19 protein-coding genes are annotated in these 17,422 nt (G+C 48.5%); 5 read left to right on the forward strand and 14 right to left on the reverse strand.

Annotation, left to right across the window (positions count from 1 at the left end; translation table 11 throughout):
* Positions 1-2: 2 nt before the first annotated feature.
* A complete protein-coding gene (gene allE / locus MINF_RS10255; protein WP_048810375.1) occupies positions 3-791 on the reverse strand; it encodes a (S)-ureidoglycine aminohydrolase in 789 nt (262 codons plus the stop codon).
* Between the two features lie 127 nt (positions 792-918).
* Between allE and MINF_RS10260 the strand changes: the two genes are divergently transcribed.
* Positions 919-2,355, forward strand: coding sequence for a xanthine dehydrogenase small subunit (locus MINF_RS10260; RefSeq protein ID WP_012464674.1), 1,437 nt, complete (start codon positions 919-921; stop codon positions 2,353-2,355).
* A gap of 915 nt (positions 2,356-3,270) precedes the next feature.
* Here the strand turns inward: MINF_RS10260 and MINF_RS10265 are convergent.
* Positions 3,271-3,453, reverse strand: coding sequence for a hypothetical protein (locus MINF_RS10265; protein WP_012464678.1), 183 nt, complete (start codon positions 3,451-3,453; stop codon positions 3,271-3,273).
* Positions 3,454-3,515: 62 nt separating this feature from the next.
* Between MINF_RS10265 and MINF_RS11550 the strand changes: the two genes are divergently transcribed.
* The gene (locus MINF_RS11550) at positions 3,516-3,827 is read left to right on the forward strand and encodes a hypothetical protein (protein WP_187146943.1); all 312 of its coding nucleotides are present in this window, start codon (positions 3,516-3,518) and stop codon (positions 3,825-3,827) included.
* Positions 3,828-4,748: 921 nt separating this feature from the next.
* Here MINF_RS11550 and MINF_RS10280 read toward each other — a convergent pair.
* Positions 4,749-5,291, reverse strand: a complete 543-nt coding sequence (locus tag MINF_RS10280) for an NUDIX domain-containing protein (protein ID WP_012464680.1) — start codon at positions 5,289-5,291, stop codon at positions 4,749-4,751.
* Between the two features lie 24 nt (positions 5,292-5,315).
* Positions 5,316-5,717: a DNA polymerase ligase N-terminal domain-containing protein gene (locus MINF_RS10285; protein WP_012464681.1), complete on the reverse strand. Its 402-nt coding sequence runs from the start codon at positions 5,715-5,717 to the stop codon at positions 5,316-5,318.
* A gap of 58 nt (positions 5,718-5,775) precedes the next feature.
* Between MINF_RS10285 and MINF_RS11255 the strand changes: the two genes are divergently transcribed.
* Complete coding sequence (locus tag MINF_RS11255; RefSeq protein ID WP_148205252.1) at positions 5,776-5,958, forward strand: hypothetical protein; 183 nt, start codon at positions 5,776-5,778, stop codon at positions 5,956-5,958.
* 202 nt (positions 5,959-6,160) lie between these two features.
* Here the strand turns inward: MINF_RS11255 and MINF_RS10290 are convergent, their stop codons facing one another.
* The 4 genes from MINF_RS10290 to MINF_RS10310 form a co-directional block, all read right to left on the reverse strand.
* Positions 6,161-6,580, reverse strand: a complete 420-nt coding sequence (locus tag MINF_RS10290; protein ID WP_012464683.1) for an ExbD/TolR family protein — start codon at positions 6,578-6,580, stop codon at positions 6,161-6,163.
* A gap of 23 nt (positions 6,581-6,603) precedes the next feature.
* Positions 6,604-7,299, reverse strand: coding sequence for a MotA/TolQ/ExbB proton channel family protein (locus tag MINF_RS10295; protein WP_012464684.1), 696 nt, complete (start codon positions 7,297-7,299; stop codon positions 6,604-6,606).
* Positions 7,300-7,509: 210 nt separating this feature from the next.
* Complete coding sequence (locus MINF_RS10300) at positions 7,510-7,815, reverse strand: DUF883 family protein (RefSeq protein ID WP_148205253.1); 306 nt, start codon at positions 7,813-7,815, stop codon at positions 7,510-7,512.
* Between the two features lie 327 nt (positions 7,816-8,142).
* Positions 8,143-8,796: a hypothetical protein gene (locus MINF_RS10310; RefSeq protein WP_048810379.1), complete on the reverse strand. Its 654-nt coding sequence runs from the start codon at positions 8,794-8,796 to the stop codon at positions 8,143-8,145.
* Positions 8,797-8,967: 171 nt separating this feature from the next.
* Between MINF_RS10310 and MINF_RS10315 the strand changes: the two genes are divergently transcribed.
* Positions 8,968-10,584, forward strand: coding sequence for a glycogen synthase (locus MINF_RS10315; RefSeq protein ID WP_048810560.1), 1,617 nt, complete (start codon positions 8,968-8,970; stop codon positions 10,582-10,584).
* A gap of 1 nt (position 10,585) precedes the next feature.
* On the opposite strand, the gene MINF_RS10320 is transcribed toward MINF_RS10315, so the two are convergent.
* Positions 10,586-11,083 carry a c-type cytochrome gene (locus MINF_RS10320; RefSeq protein WP_012464690.1) on the reverse strand — a complete coding sequence of 166 codons (498 nt, stop codon included), beginning with the start codon at positions 11,081-11,083 and terminating at the stop codon, positions 10,586-10,588.
* 111 nt (positions 11,084-11,194) lie between these two features.
* On the opposite strand from MINF_RS10320, the gene MINF_RS10325 reads away from it, so the two are divergent.
* Positions 11,195-11,911, forward strand: coding sequence for a cyclase family protein (locus MINF_RS10325; RefSeq protein ID WP_079200455.1), 717 nt, complete (start codon positions 11,195-11,197; stop codon positions 11,909-11,911).
* Between the two features lie 53 nt (positions 11,912-11,964).
* Here the strand turns inward: MINF_RS10325 and argF are convergent, their stop codons facing one another.
* The 5 genes from argF to argC all read right to left on the reverse strand — a co-directional run bounded on the left by argF (position 11,965) and on the right by argC (position 17,419).
* Positions 11,965-12,903: an ornithine carbamoyltransferase gene (gene argF, locus MINF_RS10330; RefSeq protein WP_012464693.1), complete on the reverse strand. Its 939-nt coding sequence runs from the start codon at positions 12,901-12,903 to the stop codon at positions 11,965-11,967.
* A gap of 46 nt (positions 12,904-12,949) precedes the next feature.
* On the reverse strand, positions 12,950-14,167 hold the full coding sequence (locus MINF_RS10335; RefSeq protein WP_048810380.1) for an aspartate aminotransferase family protein: 1,218 nt from the start codon (positions 14,165-14,167) through the stop codon (positions 12,950-12,952).
* A gap of 100 nt (positions 14,168-14,267) precedes the next feature.
* Entirely contained in the window at positions 14,268-15,161 is an 894-nt protein-coding gene (argB, locus tag MINF_RS10340) for an acetylglutamate kinase (protein WP_012464695.1), read from the reverse strand.
* A 9-nt stretch (positions 15,162-15,170) separates the two neighbouring features.
* Positions 15,171-16,385, reverse strand: coding sequence for a bifunctional glutamate N-acetyltransferase/amino-acid acetyltransferase ArgJ (argJ, locus tag MINF_RS10345; RefSeq protein WP_148205254.1), 1,215 nt, complete (start codon positions 16,383-16,385; stop codon positions 15,171-15,173).
* Positions 16,382-17,419, reverse strand: coding sequence for an N-acetyl-gamma-glutamyl-phosphate reductase (argC, locus tag MINF_RS10350; RefSeq protein ID WP_012464697.1), 1,038 nt, complete (start codon positions 17,417-17,419; stop codon positions 16,382-16,384). The genes argJ and argC overlap by 4 nt, the downstream gene beginning before the upstream one ends.
* Positions 17,420-17,422 lie beyond the last annotated feature (3 nt).

The raw sequence follows: 17,422 nt of genomic DNA on the forward strand, positions 1-17,422 counted from the left end.
TCCTAGCCGCTAAGGGGATGGCGACCAACGTCCTTGTAATAAATATAACAAGCAGGTGTGGGTCCCAGTGCAGCAAACCACTGCGGACAATAGGGAGCCATCCAGATAGCATCACCGGCAACAACGGGATACCAGCGTTCATCCAACCGGTAAATTCCCCTTCCTTCCAGCATCAACAGTCCATGTTCCATCACGTGAGACTCCACAAAAGGAAGAGAAGCTCCCGGCTGGAAATGGAAGAGATTCACCGCCATGTCAAAAGATGCATCCTCGGGAAGAAAGGTCTTGAGAAGTGCATGCGAATCACCTAGAAAAGGATGACCAATTATGTCCTCGTTTCTCCCTATCAATAAAGGTGGAGGAACCAATCCAGGCAGAAATGCATAAGATTTTTGAAAAACGACGGCATGGGCCCCAGAGCTTCTTGCACGGATCTTCCATTCAATACCCGGGGGAGAAAAAAAGAAACTCCCCTCGGAAAGTTCTGCCGATCGCTCCCCAAGTTCGGCCACCGCTTCTCCGGAAAGAAGGTAGAAAAAAGTCTCCACCCCAGGAGGGCTTGAGCCGCCGGACTCTCCCGGTTCCAAATGAACAAGGAATTGAACGAAACCTGCACCGATTCGAGGTGAAATGAGAATCACTGTCGCATGGGAAGGAAATCCGGGTATCCCACCACGAACATGCCCTGCAGGATCGAATAAGGCATGCCTTTCAGCTATTACAGTCCGAGTCAGACCCAGAAGCGATTGACGAACAGAAAACTTTTCTTTTAAATGACCTGGAACCGTCATTGAACTGAATCTCCTAAAGCAGCTTTCGTGCCGTAACATCCGGCAGGGGCTTTGCCTCAAGGAAGTTGTCAGTCGGCGTTTCCCTGGTACAGCTTCTGCTTTACTTTTTCTTTACAAAGGAGCTCCCTTGAAAAGAAATGAAAAGAGGACAGGCTTTCCTTTAACGATCAACGGGATCACCCATTTCGTGGAAAAGGTCGAACCCGGCCAGACACTGCTTGATTATGTTCGATCCATTGGTCTTACCGGAGCAAAGGAAGGATGCAAGGAAGGTGAATGCGGAGCCTGTGCCCTTCTTTGGGTGGAAGAGAAAGAAGGGAAATCTTGTCTCCGAGCCATTAACAGCTGTCTTATCCCTATTGTTGCCGCGGCCCATCGAGAAATTTATACGGTTGAAGTTCTAGCCGAAGGAGATCGGCTTTGCGACGCACAGCGGGTGATGGTGGAAGAGGGAGGATCTCAATGTGGCTACTGCACACCCGGGTTTGTGGTTACACTCTTTGCGGAGCAAAGCGATCGCAAAGAGGGGAAAGTGGATCTTGGAAGCCTATCGGGCAATCTTTGCCGCTGCACCGGTTATCGACCTATTAAGGATGCTGCTTTACGGCTACATTCTCTAAAGTCTGATCATCCGCTATTCAAACGGCTATCTAACCCTCCTCCAAGGCTTGAAAAGGTATTATTCGAGTCAGGACCTGAGCGTTTCTTGAGACCAACAACTCTAGACGAGCTCTGGGAACTTTTTCATCTCTATCCGGAAGCTCGTTGGGCGGCAGGAATGACCGACCTCTCTGTAGAACGCAATATTCTCTTTCGCCGATTCCCCTGCCTGATCAGCCTTGAGGGGATAACCAAGCTGCGCATTTTCTCGGAAAGCTCCCGGGGGATTGAAATCGGCGCTGGCCTTTCTCTTCGTGAGATTGAGGAACGGCTAAGAACTATCCCCAATCCACCACCAGGTTTTGCGGAATGGTTTCCCCTATTTGCTTCACCTCTCATTCGAAACCGAGCAACACTGGGGGGTAACCTGGCAACGGCTTCCCCGGTGGGAGATTCCGCTCCTTTACTCCTCGTTCTCCAAGCTCGGCTTTTGATTCTTTCCCCAAAAGGGAGTCGCGAGATCCCCTTGGAAAAATTTTTTCTCGGTTACCGGAAAACAATCCTTCAGCCTGGAGAAGTCATAGTCTCTGTTTGGATTCCCAAGCCCTATCCCTCAATCGTCCGTTTCTACAAGGTAGCCAAGCGACAAAGCGATGATATCGCAACTGTCTCCATGGCAGCCGCTGTCGACCTCGATCCAGATGGCTTCATCCAATCAATCCGTTTAGCCTTTGGAGGAGTTGCCGAAAAACCCATCCGGGTAGAGCCTGTAGAGCAAGAACTTATTGGAAAGCCTTGGGAACTTCCCGTCATTAGGCAAGCTAAACTCAAACTTAACGATTCGCTTTCTCCAATAGATGACCACCGGGGAAGCAGATCTTATCGAGTCGCATTAACGCAAAACCTTTTAGAAAAGTTTTATTGGCAAACCCCTATTCTTCCCCATAAAACCTCTTTCGGTTAATGCCTACCCACCTCTGCAAATGGACTCTCCCGCTATATTGAGGACTACATCGCATTTTTTCAAAACTTGCTTCATAATTAAAATAAGCTCCATCTAGCTCCATTCTGTAGATCTGCTTAGAAATGTTCTCCGGATTTCCTGCATCCCTTATGTCCTTACAACTAAAGAAATTTCTGGGAGAATGGCATAGGCTTTGGCAACATTGAGCAATCGCCATCACCCACCGTGGAAGCCTTCTTCACCTCCTTCGATCTAACGGTCGGTTTGTCCTTTTGGGAAGAGTTTAGAGGCTACACTATTGAGAGAAACGGTCCTGAGTTTTTAAACAGATTTTAAAGCTGAAAGGGGATCTTTTTTCTACAAGGACATTAGAAAAAATATTTTAAACAATTTTCTAGAACTACACCATCTTAAAGAGCGGATGCTTTGGCAACTACCGTTTCTCTGAATATCTAATCCAGTTTGCACTTGATGGCCCTACCGAATCTTGCATTTTGTTTTAACCCGGTGGAAAGCAAGGCTTTTTAACCTTCAGCACAACTTGCAAGATGGGCATTGTCCCCTGGAGAGGTGTATCTGAAAAATGTTTCATAAGTTAAATTTGAAAGTTGAAATAGGATTGTGCGAAACCTAGATGTATTCGGACACCGAGACCTAATTGAGCGTTCCAATCCTATCCACAGATGAGTTCTGAGCTGCACCCGCCAACACCCGGAGTGGAAGGAAGCGGTTCGCAGGGGGCTTTTGAGCGACGATCTCCTCCCGCTCCCATCCATCGTTATATCCCTGGCCAATACGATGAACAGGTTATAAGACACAATGGATAGGTTAGAGGTGGTCAACATCGAGGCTAAGAAAGAAGGGAAAAGGGATACTAAGGAACTGGGAGAGCCGATCGCATCGCTTGGGAAAGAACTATAGGCCGCAGGAAAAGAAAGGAACCAGGATTCCAAGGTCTAATGGGACAACATCGATGGTTTGAAGGAAGCCTCCATGGGGGGTCTCGTTGCGTCCCACCCCGACAAGTTCGTGGACGAATTTATCGAGGATGCCCAAATTGTGCGTAAGTCCGAATTGAACAAAAATACTATTCGGCATGCAAGCGTTTCCACGGAAGAGGCGGAGAGAAGGCCAGGAACCTCGACTTTTATTTCCGAGGAATGGGTGGGGGCAAAAGTGTCCACAGCGCGTCCGAGGTTTGCTGGAATGTCGAAGAACGTGACGTCAGGCCTGCCTCCGAAAGGTCCGAGATCCAGGAAAGGGCAACCCGGGAAATCCCAGGTATGCACATGACCCAGCCCTTCTGCTCGTCATCGGCATGGAAGCAACGCCGGAGGCAGTCGAACTGGCAGCCTGGAATGGCCTCTGGGCAGTCGTGGACGGGAAGGTCATGGTCGAGCACGAAACCCTCGCAGACACAGAGCGGTAAGCTCACCGCTTCCATTTCCCTTTCCCAGAACATGCACCAGTAGTTCTCCTTGGTCATGTTTTTATGTCCTGACCTTGCTGTTTTTCTGGCTTGTCACCATTTTACTCCATTCTATTGGTAAATTTTTGCTTCTTGACTTTCTTCCAATTCATTTTGCCATCACAACCTTTTCATCCTTCACTAGCTGTCGCGTTTTCAAGTAAAGATAGGACTATAGGATCGTAAAAAGCGCTCCATAAGACTTACCCCTTACTAATTGGCCCCGGGACAAAGCCAAGTTCGGGCTTTACCTAGCCCGGTGGCACCCCGGGCCTTGCGGTCAAGAGGAGAGCCTTCCCCTCCAGGGGCCAATGATACCTCAAGACTCACGGCCAATACCTGCAAATAGGCATGAAGGAGCATAAACGCTGAGGGTTTAATCCTGAAGTTTCATTCAACTCCACTCCCTCTTATTTGAGCAGGATAATCATTTATATCTTCGTTTTAAACTAGGTCGATTATTTCCTTATTTCCTTTTAATAGGCTTTAAGTAATGGAGAGTCCACTTTAAGGTTGAATTCAAAATGGCTACGAAAATGAACCAACAAGGAGTTCCTATTCGTCCAAGGACCTTTTAGTTGCAGCGTCCGGCCTCAAAGAAGCACGGGTAAAAGGGAACCAGCCAGGTTAACCGGCTTTGCCCCCTTCTCAGGGGATCGTTCCACAGGACGATCTGAAGGATGGAGTTCTTGATGGGATTGAGTGGCTGAAACAAGCAGAGGCTAGCCGCTGCCTTCCAAAGAATAAAAATGGGGGAAGGGAAAGGTGGAAGAAAATGCAACCAAGGCTTTTCAGGTAAGCGGTTGCGACTTGGACCCAAAAAAAGCGATTAAGATCAAGGCAATCCCCCAAGCAAAAGTTTTACGGCTTTTAAAAAAGCTTGCCCGGCACCCTTCAGCGGTCCCATCCAAAAAGAACTTTTGGTTTAAGATAGTTGTTCTAGGAATTCCCCGAGCCTTTCTTTCAAAACTTTAACAATCTTTTCCTCTAAAAAGGGAAAAGGGGATGCTTTTCTTTGATCCCAAAGCCACAACAGTTTTTTACATCCTTCGGCGATCACCGCCTGGTGATCAAAAGCTAGCGGGGGCAGGCGATTCAAAGAAAACAAACCCGCTTCCTTGGCATCATCCCCTGCATCCACCTTAAGCTCTTCAAGAGGTCTCAAAGCCAGGTAAGCGATGCTGATCACCCTTCCCCGGGGATCTCTTCCGGGCTTACCAAAAGCCCCCACCTGGACCATCCTGTCAAGCTCCAGCCTTGTTTCTTCTTTAAGCTCCCGCAGGGCCGCCTCTTCCAAGTCCTCGTTTTCTTCCACAAATCCCCCGGGCAATGCCCACATTCCTTCAAAGGGCGGATTTTTCCTCCGTATCAACACGACAAAGAGTTCTTCTTGGTTAAAACCGATCACCACGCTGTCCGTCGTGACGGCATACCGAGGAATCTCTGGACGCAGTCCCACGTTTTTCATGATCCTTGTTTTTTATCTTCGGCTTTAATCGATTTTCCTAATCAGCCAATGATCCGGAGCCGAACGCTTTAAGCGGATCAACACGTATCTTCCCTTTAGCCTTTCTCCATGGAGAACAAAAAGGATTTTATCCCCGGTCCATTCCACGGGATCATATCTTCCCTTGTCCCAAATGGCTACCTTGCCCGCCCCGTATTCTCCAGGAGGAATTTCCCCTTCAAACTGCCCGTAATCAAGATCGTGGTCTTCAACCTGGATTGCCAATCTTTTTTCATCGTCCACGGGCATCCCCTTGGGCAAGGCCCAGCTTTTTAATACCCCCTCCTTTTCCAACCTTAAATCAAAATGATGGGTCCGGGCCCAATGCTCCTGGATGACAAACTGGGGCATGCGGTTCAGTCCTTTCCAAGCAATATGATCACTCAAAGATCATTTTTATTCCAAATAATTTTGACTTTTTTTCGAAATATCTTAAACTGCGCGCATGAAAAACTTATTCAAGTGGAGTTCAGTTATTGTTCTTTCTGTTGCTTTTAGTGTCATCGCTCCTTTACACGCCGCGCAGACTTCTGAAATTGCTAAGAAGAAAGCCAGTTGCGCTTGTCCCGACAAGTGTCCCCGAGCGGAATGCGCCGTGCATAAAGGCAAAGATTGCGATTGTTCTTAATGATCCATGCCTTTTATAAGAAAAAAGGCGGTTGACAGAAGCGCCGAGTATTCTTTTGGCTGGGTTTTTTCCAAGACCATGGGTCGATGGGTGCTGCCTGACCCATGGTTTTTTTTCAACTACCCTAAAAAAACCGTAAAAGTAGGATTTCCTTAGGGCTGTTTAAGGATGGAGCAGGAAGAATAAGAAAGGAAGACTACCTTTACTTTGTCTTAGGTTCCTTGGTCGTTTGAATCGCTATCTTGGTTACCCCATTTTTACGGATGACATCCAAAACAGCGGTTACCTTCTCAAAAGAAGCTTTACAGTCACCATTGAGAAAAACCCTGGGGTCGGGATCCCCGTTTTTTAATTCCGCGATTTTCGAAGGTAACGCATCCAAAGATACTTGATCCTTGTTAAAATAAATATCCCCTTTATCGGTAATGGTCACCGTCGTTTCTTTTTCCTTTCTTTCTACAGCCGAGGAACTTTTTGCATAGGGCAGTTCCACGCTCTGGCCTTCATTCTTAATCATGGCCAGGGAAACCATCATAAAGGTGGCCAGGAGGAAAAACATCACGTCGATAAAAGGAATAATTTCCAGCCTCGGTCTTTTTTTTCTAGGAGAAGCAACTTGCATAAATCAACACCCCTTTAAAGAGTTTAAGGCAACACCGGGGAGTTCGAGGAGCCCTTGGAATTGCCCTCGATCAATGAGGCATTGCTCATAACGGTCCGGGAAGGCAGCTGCTGGTCTTCCTTTTCTTTTTTCAAAAGCAAAACAAGCCTGGTAGAAGCTTCCTCTATCCTTCTTCGGGCCCTTTCCATGCGGGCATTAAAAAAATTCAAAGGAATAATGGCCACAATAGCCACGGCCAAACCAAAACTCACCGCAATTAACGATTCAGCAACCCCTCCCGTGATGGCCGCCTGCTTCCCGGCAATTTCTCCACCTCCCACGATACTAAAGGCATGCATCATACCGGTGACCGTTCCAAGGAGCCCCAACAAGGGACCAAGAGTCACCGCCGTATCCAGGACCACCAACCCCTTGTTGAACCTTTCCAATTGGCTGCTTGCAGCTTCCAGCAAGGCGTCTTCAAGCGATCCTTCCCTGTGCTTTAACCCCTCTTCGAGAACTTTAAGGACGTAATCCTTGCTCTTTCCAGCAATTGCCAGGGCTTCTTCGTACCTTTCCTGCCCGACCAGTTCAAGAAACTGCGTAACCCACTTTCTTTTTCTATTGCGGGTGATTTCTACAAGGAAAAGAAGCCTTTCAAAAATCACCGCAAGCGTTATTACCGAAAGGGCCAAGATCGGCCACATGATCGGCCCACCTTTCAAAAAGAACTGAATCATAAGTAGATTAAGTAGATAACAATATTTCTAAAATTATAGAAGAAAAAAATTCTTAAAAAAAATTTTCCCCCTTTAACCAAGTTGTCAACTGCACTCCCTCTTCCCGATGAGAAACAATTTTACCCCGTCCCCTTTAAAATTATTCCCTTCCCCGGTTTTGCAAAAATAAAACCACGCTTTTTTTTCTCCAAGTTCAGGCCCAAGGCGATCTTATTTACGGCCAAGGATGATGCCGATGGCTATACCGACGAGCAGGGAAATACCTATCGACTGGTAAGGATTTTTGCGGATGATTTCATCGGTGCTCTTGACCCTTTCTTTCGCCTTGTCCACAAACCAATCTTCTGAGTTGCTCAAATAGTCTCTCAATGAATTTAGCTTTGAATTCAACCGATCGATGGCATCCTTGGTTTTTTCTCCTATATCCCCTGCAGTCGATTTTACGAGGACATCCGCATCATGGAGAACCGCCTTAATGTCATTGATCAATTTTTCTCGGGTAACAAACTCATTCATCATTCCTACTCCTGTTTTTAGTTCACGTGAATTAATAATAGCATATTAAAGGAAAAATTGGCAAGCTAGCATATAAAAGCATGATGTCCGGTTTTTTTTCATTTAATCATAACCTTTTCTTTTAGCCGACGCTACCTCGGTGTTCTTTTTCATTCATCAAGATTTAAGGGCGGTCGTTCTCAAGGGCTTTGTCCTTTGCTCTTTTATCCTTGGGTTTACGGCTGAAAAGACCACGGGATTTTTTTTTGATCTCCCCAGGCTCCGCCTTGGGATCAGAACCGATCCTTCCTTTTTTGGTGAGCTACTCTTAATCCGTTAAACCCCTTTTTATCGATGGGTCGATCTTCCTTCTTTTCCCTGGATTCTCCACCCCCAGAAATGCAACAACCCTACCTTAGAACTTTCACATCCAAGGCTTTCAGAAAGCGACCGCCGCAGGCTTAAAAGGGGGGATGATTGAGAGGGGCTATTTTGCTGTGCAGGCTTTGCCCTTTCAAAGACGGCCTTTCCTTTTTTGATCAAGGATTGTTCAAGTTTTTGAGGATCGATAGCCTCCTTTATAACTTCAAGCTTGGCCACCGGCGGAAGTGCATAGGCTATTTTTTTATCTGCCCAAGGCAGATAGATATCGAGAGCGTACCTGGCTGCCCGGCCATGTTTTTTCATCAGTTTCATCGCAGAAGCTGCAGGCATGCGGTCGTCAAATTGGGCTACCATTTCCCGGCCGTTGCCGAAGGTTAACACCAGGAGTTGGCCGGGCCTGAGTTTCAGTTTTTTTTCTAGAGCAGGACTGGCAGCAACACTAAAAGGACCAAGCCGGTTGTTAAAAGCCCCAATGCCTAGGGCGGTGTGGGGATCCACGCGATCCCCCTTATACCCATAGGCCACGATCCACGCGGCCAGCTTGGGCTTTTCCCCATTTTCTATGGAAAACATCCCTCTTTTTTTAAACTTTTTTCTCCGCCTGGTGTTTTCCTTCATCGCTAAAAAAAAGGATTATCCTCCCCTTTTTAGTGGGTCGAGGAACCGGCTTCTTCCCCTCCCTTTTTACCGGGTGCCAAGAGAAAAGAAAAATACTCTACAGCTACAAAAAAAGCGTCGGTTCTTTTTTATGACTTGGCTAACCTTTCTCTTTTCATTAGCTATAGGGATATGGCTTCATCCCAACCTAAACGCAAAGGCACAACGACCTCGAAAAAGACAAAAAAAGAGACTTCCCGGACTTCTCCCCGCAAAAAGGCAAGCCCAGCCATTCCCCAACCCGAACCTCCCGACTCCCCAGCTATGGAAAAAGAATCAAGACCCAAATTGAAAATTCTTTTTGCTGCCTCCGAGTGCGCCCCTTTTGCCAAGGTGGGAGGACTGGCCGACATGATTTCCTCTTTAAGCCGTTCCCTCTCCAAGCTGGGGCACCAGCTCCGGGTCGTCATTCCCTTTTATTCTACAATCGATAAGTCCCTGCATGACTTCCAGTTCCTGGGTTCGGCTTGCGTTCACATGGGCTGCAAGACCGAGCATTGGATCGGCCTTTATGAAAGCAGCTTGGATAACCATCTTAGACTTTGGCTTATCGATTATGCCGATTACTTCCATAGGCGGGGCATTTACGATGAGCCTTCCGGCGAATACAAGGATAATGCCTATAGGTTCGGGTTCTTTTCGAAAGCGGTCTTAGAAATCTGCAAGGAAACGGGGTGGATCCCCGACGTGTTTCACGTCCATGATTGGCCGACTTCTGTTCTTTGCGCTTTTCTTAAACTCTGGCCCCAGCTTCTTTCTCCCTTTAAGAACTCCCGCTCGGTTCTCACCATTCACAACATCTGCTACCAGGGAAAGTATGACGCCATGGTTCTTCCCTACCTGGGCATCGATTGGTCGCTATTCAGCCCCGATCGGTTTGAAGATCATGGACAGGTTAACCTACTGAAAGCGGGGATAGCCTACAGCGATTTCATCACGACGGTTTCTCCTACCTATGCAAAAGAAATTCTTGAGCCTCCCGGGGGAGCTGGGCTTTCGGAGTTCCTCAAAAAAAGGGCAAGCGAGCTTGTCGGTATCCTAAACGGGGTGGATACGGACAGCTGGAATCCCAAGACCGATCCCTGGATCGCCTGCCCGTTCGACGCCACGGACCTCCAAGGGAAGAAAGCTTGCAAAACAGCCTTGCAGGAAAAACTAGGCCTGAAGAAATCCCTAGATATCCCGATTGTCAGCATGGTTTCCAGGCTTCATGATCAAAAAGGGATTTCCCTTCTCATTCCCGTTCTCCCCGAGGCATTAATCCAAGAAAACTTCCAGTTTGTATTGCTGGGTGAAGGGAAAAAAGAATACGAGGATTTCTTCAAAAGCCTTTCCAGGGAATTTCCCGGCCAAGTGAGTTCCAATATCGGTTTTTCAGAAGAATTAGCCCACCAGATCTTTGCCGGGAGCGATTTCTTTCTCATGCCCTCTTTTTATGAACCCTGCGGGCTGGGACAACTTTATGCCCAACTCTACGGGACGATTCCTATAGCCAGGACTACCGGGGGCATCATCGATAGCGTTGAAGATATCCGTAAAGATCCAAAAGGGAGCGGATTCCTTTTCGACGAACCTTCGGCTTCGGCCCTTGGGGAGCTACTCAAAACGGCCCTGGATTGGTGGAAAAACCGCCCCGACCTCATCCAAGCAGCCCAAAAAAACGGGATGGGGAAAAATTTCAGTTGGGAGCTCGCCGCTAAAAAATACGAGGAAGTCTACTTTAAAATCCTCCCCAAAAAATCTTCCTAGCTTACATTCCACAACCTCCACAACCCCTTCCCATGCCCATGGAATGGCCTCGGCTATGCCCATGACCCCTATGGCCTCCTCCACATCCCGGTGCTGCGCCTATGGCAGGTTGATTTCTTGATTTTTCCCGCACAGAAGCCACTTCGGCAGCCGTGATAGCTGCAGCCCCACTCTGTAAACGCAGGTAAGTCAAAATAGAAGCAACCTGGCTGTCGGTTAACTTTGATCTCCAAGCGGGCATCCGACCCCGGTACTCCTCTTGGTTTACGATCATTCTGCCCGCATACCCGTTGAGGACAACGGGGATTAATTTTTGAGGATCAGCTCTTATCCAGGAAGAGTTGACCAGGGGAGGGTTCGAACCAAGCCCCTCCCCACCCTGACCATGACAGCTTGCACAATTTTCTAAATAGAGAGCCCTGCCCGTTTCAGCATAAAGAGGGCCGGCTAAAAGCCAAACGAATAACCCGAGGATCAGAGGAAAAAGAGGAGATGTCATGTTATAAACATTTTCCGCTTTGGTAGAGGATCAAAGGAAAATTTTCTGCTCCTTTTTCCCTTTTGTTTTTCCCTCTATTGTCCTAGCATGGGATGGATAGAGGATTAGAAGATGAAACTCACCCTCCCTGCTCTCTTCTCTTTCCATGCTCTCATCGACCTGAGTTATCCCCTGGACTCCACTTTTCCCATTTTTCCCGGCCAAGGTCCCCCAGCCCAAATCTCCCGCCATGTGAGCAACGAAGATGGGTATTCCTCTAACCGGTGGGAACTGCCCGAACACTGGGGAACGCACCTGGACGCTCCCTTGCACTATTCCAAGGGGGGCAAAACGGTAGCGGATATCCCCATTTCTGAGCTTTTTTGCCCGGCCATAGTCATCGACATAGCCGATCGCGCAGCGGCCGACCCGGACACCGCGGTCAGCCTCGAGGACATACTGTCATGGGAAAGGAAGTTCGGGGAGATACCCCGAAAGGGTTTTGTCCTGATGCACAGTGGATGGGGAAAGTGGGTGCAAACCCCCCTTTTTTATAACAAAAAAGAAGACGGCCTTCTCCATTTCCCGGGGTTTTCTGCCGAAGCGGTCCAGTTCTTGGTCAACTCGAGGAATGTGGCCGGAGTGGGGGTAGATACCCTTTCGATCGATTGCGGCAAAAGCCTCGATTATCCCGTGCACAAGATCCTTTTTGCGGCGGGCAAATGGGCATTAGAATGCCTGTGCAACCTGCATAGCCTTCCCCCTCAAGGAGCTTGGTTGCTCGTTGGGGCTATTCCCCTCAGGAAAGCCACGGGTTTCCCGGCCAGGGTCTTTGCCCTGGTTCCTTAAAAGGCGGTCTCTAAAAAAAATAGCCCTTTTGCGTGAGCCCTGCGCCAGTGTCTTTAGCCGTTTAGCTTACCGACGATCCATGCCAAAAGGGCTTTTTGGACGTGCAAGCGGTTCTCGGCTTGCGTATAGATCTCCTCTTTTCTTTCATTGAATATTTCCAGGGCGATCTCTTTATCCCGGTAAGCAGGCAGGCAATGAAAGACAAGGGCATCTTTTGAAGCGACACTGAGAGCGCGTCGATCGATCCGATATTGAGAAAACTCCATCTGCCTCTTGTCCGCCTCCTGTTCCTTGCCCATGGAAATCCAGACGTCGGTGTAAAGGAGGGCGGCATCCTGGGCGGCTTCCTCAACAGAACTGGTATTCTGGACAAAGTCGCTCTTTACGGCTGAAAAATACCCCCTGGGAGAGCCAATCCACAGATAAAAGCCAAATTTTTCAGCGGCCAAGGCCCAGGACTTCGCCACGTTACAACAGCCATCCCCTATAAAAGCGACTTTTTTTCCTTTAATAGACCCCCTCTTTTCTTCAAAGGAAAAAATATCCGAAAGGACCTGGCAAGGATGTTCCTCATCGGTAAGGGCATTAATGACAGGAATATTGCCGTAGGCAGCAAAAAGCTCTACTTCTTTCTGTTCATAGGTCCTTATAATCAAACCATGGACCATCCTTCCCAAGACCTGGGCGGTATCTTCAATCGGCTCCCCCCTAGCCAACTGCAGATCCTGGCTACTGAGGAAAAGCGCTTCTCCCCCAAGCTCCCGTATGGCCACTTCAAACGAAAGCCGGGTTCGAGTCGAGGGTTTTTTGAAAATTAAGGCCCAGGTTTGGTATTGAAGGGCGGTTGGGAATTCTTTTCCCCTGTTTTTCTTCCACTCCAAGGCTTTTTTAAAAATCATTCGCGCCTCTTCTTCCTCGATATCGTTCATAGACAGAAAGTGGCGTAAGGGCTTCATAACGGTCCTTTCCAAGCGCTTGTTGTTCACAGCCAACTCATCCTTATTTTTCTCCTACCACAACTCGGGAGGGATTTTACAATCAAGAAATCAAAAATTTCTCCAAAATAGCCCTGGCTTCTTCGGCCTGTTCAAAACTCACGTTCAGGGGAGGCAATAGCCTTATGGTGTTGGTATTGGCCGGAGCCACAAGAAGCCCTTTCTCCATCAAAACTTCAACCGCCTCATAAGAAGGCAGGGTAAGTTCCAGGCCTAGAATACCCCCTATGCCCCGTATCTCTTTGAGGAGACTCTGGGGCTTGTTTTCAAATTCCCTTAGAGAACGGACAAGATAGTTGCCTACCTCCAAGATGTGCTTGCCCCATTCCTTTTTTTCTATTTCTTCAAGAACGGACAAAGCCACATGGCAGGCCAGGGGAGAACCCCCGAAAGTCGAGCCGTGTGAGCCCTGATCGAGAACCTCGCTGTATCGTTCGGCGACCCAGCTGGCTCCGATAGGAAAGCCTCCTCCCAGTCCTTTAGCCAGCGATACGCCATCAGGCAAAAAGGATTGCCCTTGGCTATCCTCTTCAACCAAGCTCTGCCAAGCCAAAAACCGGCCCGTGCGCCACAGCCCCGATTGGATTTCATCGATGAAAAAAAGAATATCTTTATCCCTACAGATCCTCCTTATCTCCTTTAGATATCCCGGGGAGAAAACATGAATGCCGCTTTCCCCCTGGATCGGTTCGACGATCAGGGCGACCGTTTTATCTGAAAGAGAATCGATAAAATCTTTCGGTTCTCCTTTAGGTATGGTCCGAAAGCCCGGGCAGAGAGGGCCAAAGTCTTTTTTGACTTTAGGCTGGCCCGTAGCGGCCATACCCGCCAGGGTGCGACCATGAAAAGAATGCTCGAAGGAAAGAATTTCAAACCTGCCCGTTTTCTGACCATATCTCCGGGCAACTTTAAAAAGGCATTCGTTGGCTTCCGCCCCGCTGTTGGAAAAGAAAACCTTGCCCGGGCCTACATGCGAAACAATTTTCCGGGCAAGCTGCAAGGCTTGGGGATGATAAAACAAATTCGAGCAATGGATCATTTTTTCTGACTGCTGAGCCAAAGCCTCCCTCACCGAGGGATGGGCATGACCCAGAAGATTGACGGCGATCCCCCCGGTAAAATCTAAATAGCGTTTTCCCTTGATATCCCAGAGGTAAGCCCCCTCCCCCCGGTCCACAACCAACCTGATCTTGCGGTATGAAGGCACAATATAGGTTTTGTATCCCTCGACAATGAGTTGTTCGCTTTCGAGTTCTTCCATTCTTTCTAGCTCTATCAACAACGGTTGGCCCCTGGAGTTCTCCCCAAGAGGCTGAAAAGTTCACCCTAGGCACCATTTAATACGGGCAGGGCCGTTACATTCAAAGAACAATTTCCGTCCCTATCCCTTTATCGGTAAAGATTTCAAGAAGAAGGGCATGGGGCATGCGTCCATCAAGAAAATGGACCTTTTCGACCCCGGCTTCTAAAGCCTCAAGAGCCGAGTCAACCTTGGGAATCATTCCCCCATGAATGATCCCTTTTTCCTTTAAGAGGCTTATTTGCTGCCTGTTAATCACCGAAATCCGGGAAAGAGGATCTTTTTCATCCGCCAGTATGCCATTGGTATTCGTCAGGTAGATCAACTTCTTGGCCTTTATGAACTTTGCCATTTTGCTGGCGGCCACGTCAGCGTTGACATTATAAATATCTCCATTGGCGGCCCTTGCCAGGGGAGAGACCACGGCAATGAACTGGCCGTGAAGAAGTTTTAACAGCGGCTGCAGATCCGCCCCCACGATGGTTCCCACATAGCCGTAATCCATTGGAATGCCCTCTTCTGAAACAGCTTTCCATCTCTCCGCCCAAAAAATTTCCTGCCCGGGAATAAATACCGCCTTAGCCCCATATTCATTAATTTTTTGAGCGATACGCGGGCCCACTTCCTTGGAGAGCACTTCCTCGATCAAGGAGATGAGCTCTTTATCGGTAACCCTGATACCGTTGACAAACCGGGGACTGAGCCCCTTTTTTTTCATCGCCCTGTTAATGAACTCACCCCCTCCATGGATAATCAACGGATTGATTCCCACCGCTTCAAGCAAGACGATGTCACGCAGGGTCTTTTCGACCAAAAGGGGATCTTCCATCGCAGCACCCCCATACTTGATGACGAATATCCCCTCGCGGAATTTCTGGACGTAGGGAAGAGCCTCTAGAAAAATGCTTACTTTTTGTTCTGGGGTTAATTCTTCAGCAAAATTCCCTTCTTTCATTAATCTCTTTTATTCTCCTTTATTAATCCGTACGTAGCGTTCCGACAGATCGGTAGAAAGGAACCGGTACTGGCCCTCTCCCTTATGCAGATCGATAAGAATGGAAAACATGGGCATCTTGACGATCTTTTTCAGCCGATTGATCTTGACTTCCGTTTTCACCCCCGAAGAAACAACCTGGGTACCGCTATAAAAAAGATCGATCTTGCTTTGGTCCACATCCGCCCCGGAATAGCCGATGGCACACAAAATCCTTCCCCAGTTAGGATCCTCTCCATTCCAGGAACACTTGACCAGGAGGGAATTGCCCACGGCCCTCGCCACGACTTCAGCTTCCTTGTCCGAAACTGCACCCTGGACTAATATCTCGACTACTTTTGTCACCCCTTCACCGTCTTCCAATACCGCCCGAGCCAGTCGATCCATGACAAGGCGCAAGGCATTCTTAAATATTCCCTTATGGGGGTTTTCGCTCGAAATAATCGTGTTCTTGGCCATCCCGTTGGAAAACAAAAGAATGGTATCGTTTGTAGAGGTTTCCCCATCGACGGAGATCCTGTTGAATGTCTCCTGGACACAACACCGCAAGACCCAATTTAAGTATTCGGGGCTAAGGAGGGCATCGGTGGTAATGACTCCCAGGGTAGTGGCCAAATTGGGGGATATCATGCCCGCTCCCTTGGCCATCCCTCCTATAAAAATCTCCTTATCTTCTATTTTGACCTTTAAGGCCGCCTGCTTGGGGACCGTATCGGTAGTCATTATCGCTTCGGCAGCATCCCTGTATCCTTCAACATCGAGCGCTTTGCAGGCTTTCTCAATGCCTTTAACGATCTTTTTCATCGGCAAAAATACGCCGATTCTTCCTGTCGAACACACGTAGACTTCATCGGGAGAACAGCCCAACAAGGAAGCGGTCACCGCAGCCATCTGCTCGGCATCTTCTATACCCTTTTGCCCGGTACAGGCATTGGCGTTACCCGAATTAATCACCACGGCCCGAGCTTTCCCTTTTGCTGCCCGCTTCATCGATACGAGGACCGGGGCGGCCTTGACCCGGTTTTGGGTAAAGACAGCGGCGACATCGGCCAGTTGTTGGGAAACGACCAAGGCCAGGTCATTTTGTTTTCTCGGTTTTATACCGCAACTGACTCCCGCAGCAAGAAAACCGCGGGGAGCGGTTACTCCTCCCGATTTTATAAATTCTATGGATTCCTCTTTCATGGGATTAATCCCAAAGTTTGAGCCCATCCAAGTCTTATATTCATGACCTGGATGGCTTGGCCGGCGGCCCCTTTTCCTAGATTATCTATTGCGGCAAGAATAAGAAGCTTTTTCTTTTCCTCGAGCACATGGATAGAAAAATAGAGGTTGTTAGAATAAAGGACGTAGCGGAGCTCGGGCATGATTCCTCCCGGTAAAATTTTCACAAAAGGAGCTTCCTTGTAAAACTCCTGGGCTTGTTCTTCAGCTTCCGCCTGCGAGATAGGCTGGGAAAGGGAACCGATAACGGTCAAAAGAATGCCCCTGCGCAAGGGAGCAAGAATGGGCAGAAAGATCACTTTGACGGAGTCGGTTTTGACCAGCTTGGCTATCTGCTGTTCCATTTCGGGAATATGGCGGTGGGAGGGAAAGCTATAAGGCCTGAGGTTGTCGGCAAGTTCACTAAAAAGGAGCTTGGTATCGAGAGTCTTGCCGGCCCCGGTACTGCCGCTGAGGGCGACAATTTCAATCGAATGGGGATCGATCCATCCCTTTTTTAAGAAAGGCGCTAAAGAGAGCAGAACAGCGGTGGGATAACAGCCAGGCATGGCCAACAAGTTAGAATGGGCAATCTGATCGGGGTAAATTTCGGGAAGGGCATAGACGGCCTTCTTTAAAAGATCGGCATGGGGATGGGAAAGCTTGTAATAAAGCTCGTAATCCAAGGGGTTTTCGAGTCGAAAATCCGCACTCAAATCGATGACTACCTTGCCCCGATTATAGAAAAAATGCGCATAGTCCATTCCCGCCCCGTGAGGGAGAGCAAGGAAAACCAGCTCGAGTTGGTTTTCTTTTTTCTCTAGACTCTCTAGGTCGTCAAACTCAAGCTCCCCAAAGCGTCCTATCCCGGGGTAGACGGATTGCAACGTCCTATCCTTGTATTGCCTTGAAGTAATCCAGCGGAGATCGACACCGGGATGACGAACCAAGAGTCTAATCAATTCTTCCCCTGAATACCCTGAAGCCCCAACAATACCGACTCGGATAGAGGACATGCT

Origin of the sequence: Methylacidiphilum infernorum V4 (assembly GCF_000019665.1) — a bacterium.
Taxonomy (GTDB): Bacteria; Verrucomicrobiota; Verrucomicrobiia; order Methylacidiphilales; family Methylacidiphilaceae; genus Methylacidiphilum; species Methylacidiphilum infernorum.

Bases quoted from the DNA above. Each gene is read 5' to 3' on its own strand.
- allE (WP_048810375.1), bottom strand. From the start codon at position 791: ATGACGGTTCCAGGTCATTTAAAAGAAAAGTTTTCTGTTCGTCAATCG.
- MINF_RS10265 (WP_012464678.1), bottom strand. From the start codon at position 3,453: ATGCCGAATAGTATTTTTGTTCAATTCGGACTTACGCACAATTTGGGC.
- MINF_RS11550 (WP_187146943.1), top strand. From the start codon at position 3,516: ATGGGTGGGGGCAAAAGTGTCCACAGCGCGTCCGAGGTTTGCTGGAAT.
- MINF_RS10280 (WP_012464680.1), bottom strand. From the start codon at position 5,291: ATGAAAAACGTGGGACTGCGTCCAGAGATTCCTCGGTATGCCGTCACG.
- MINF_RS11255 (WP_148205252.1), top strand. From the start codon at position 5,776: ATGAAAAACTTATTCAAGTGGAGTTCAGTTATTGTTCTTTCTGTTGCT.
- MINF_RS10290 (WP_012464683.1), bottom strand. From the start codon at position 6,580: ATGCAAGTTGCTTCTCCTAGAAAAAAAAGACCGAGGCTGGAAATTATT.
- MINF_RS10295 (WP_012464684.1), bottom strand. From the start codon at position 7,299: ATGATTCAGTTCTTTTTGAAAGGTGGGCCGATCATGTGGCCGATCTTG.
- MINF_RS10300 (WP_148205253.1), bottom strand. From the start codon at position 7,815: ATGAATGAGTTTGTTACCCGAGAAAAATTGATCAATGACATTAAGGCG.
- MINF_RS10310 (WP_048810379.1), bottom strand. From the start codon at position 8,796: ATGAAGGAAAACACCAGGCGGAGAAAAAAGTTTAAAAAAAGAGGGATG.
- MINF_RS10315 (WP_048810560.1), top strand. From the start codon at position 8,968: ATGGCTTCATCCCAACCTAAACGCAAAGGCACAACGACCTCGAAAAAG.
- MINF_RS10320 (WP_012464690.1), bottom strand. From the start codon at position 11,083: ATGACATCTCCTCTTTTTCCTCTGATCCTCGGGTTATTCGTTTGGCTT.
- MINF_RS10325 (WP_079200455.1), top strand. From the start codon at position 11,195: ATGAAACTCACCCTCCCTGCTCTCTTCTCTTTCCATGCTCTCATCGAC.
- MINF_RS10335 (WP_048810380.1), bottom strand. From the start codon at position 14,167: ATGGAAGAACTCGAAAGCGAACAACTCATTGTCGAGGGATACAAAACC.
- argB (WP_012464695.1), bottom strand. From the start codon at position 15,161: ATGAAAGAAGGGAATTTTGCTGAAGAATTAACCCCAGAACAAAAAGTA.
- argJ (WP_148205254.1), bottom strand. From the start codon at position 16,385: ATGAAAGAGGAATCCATAGAATTTATAAAATCGGGAGGAGTAACCGCT.
- argC (WP_012464697.1), bottom strand. From the start codon at position 17,419: ATGTCCTCTATCCGAGTCGGTATTGTTGGGGCTTCAGGGTATTCAGGG.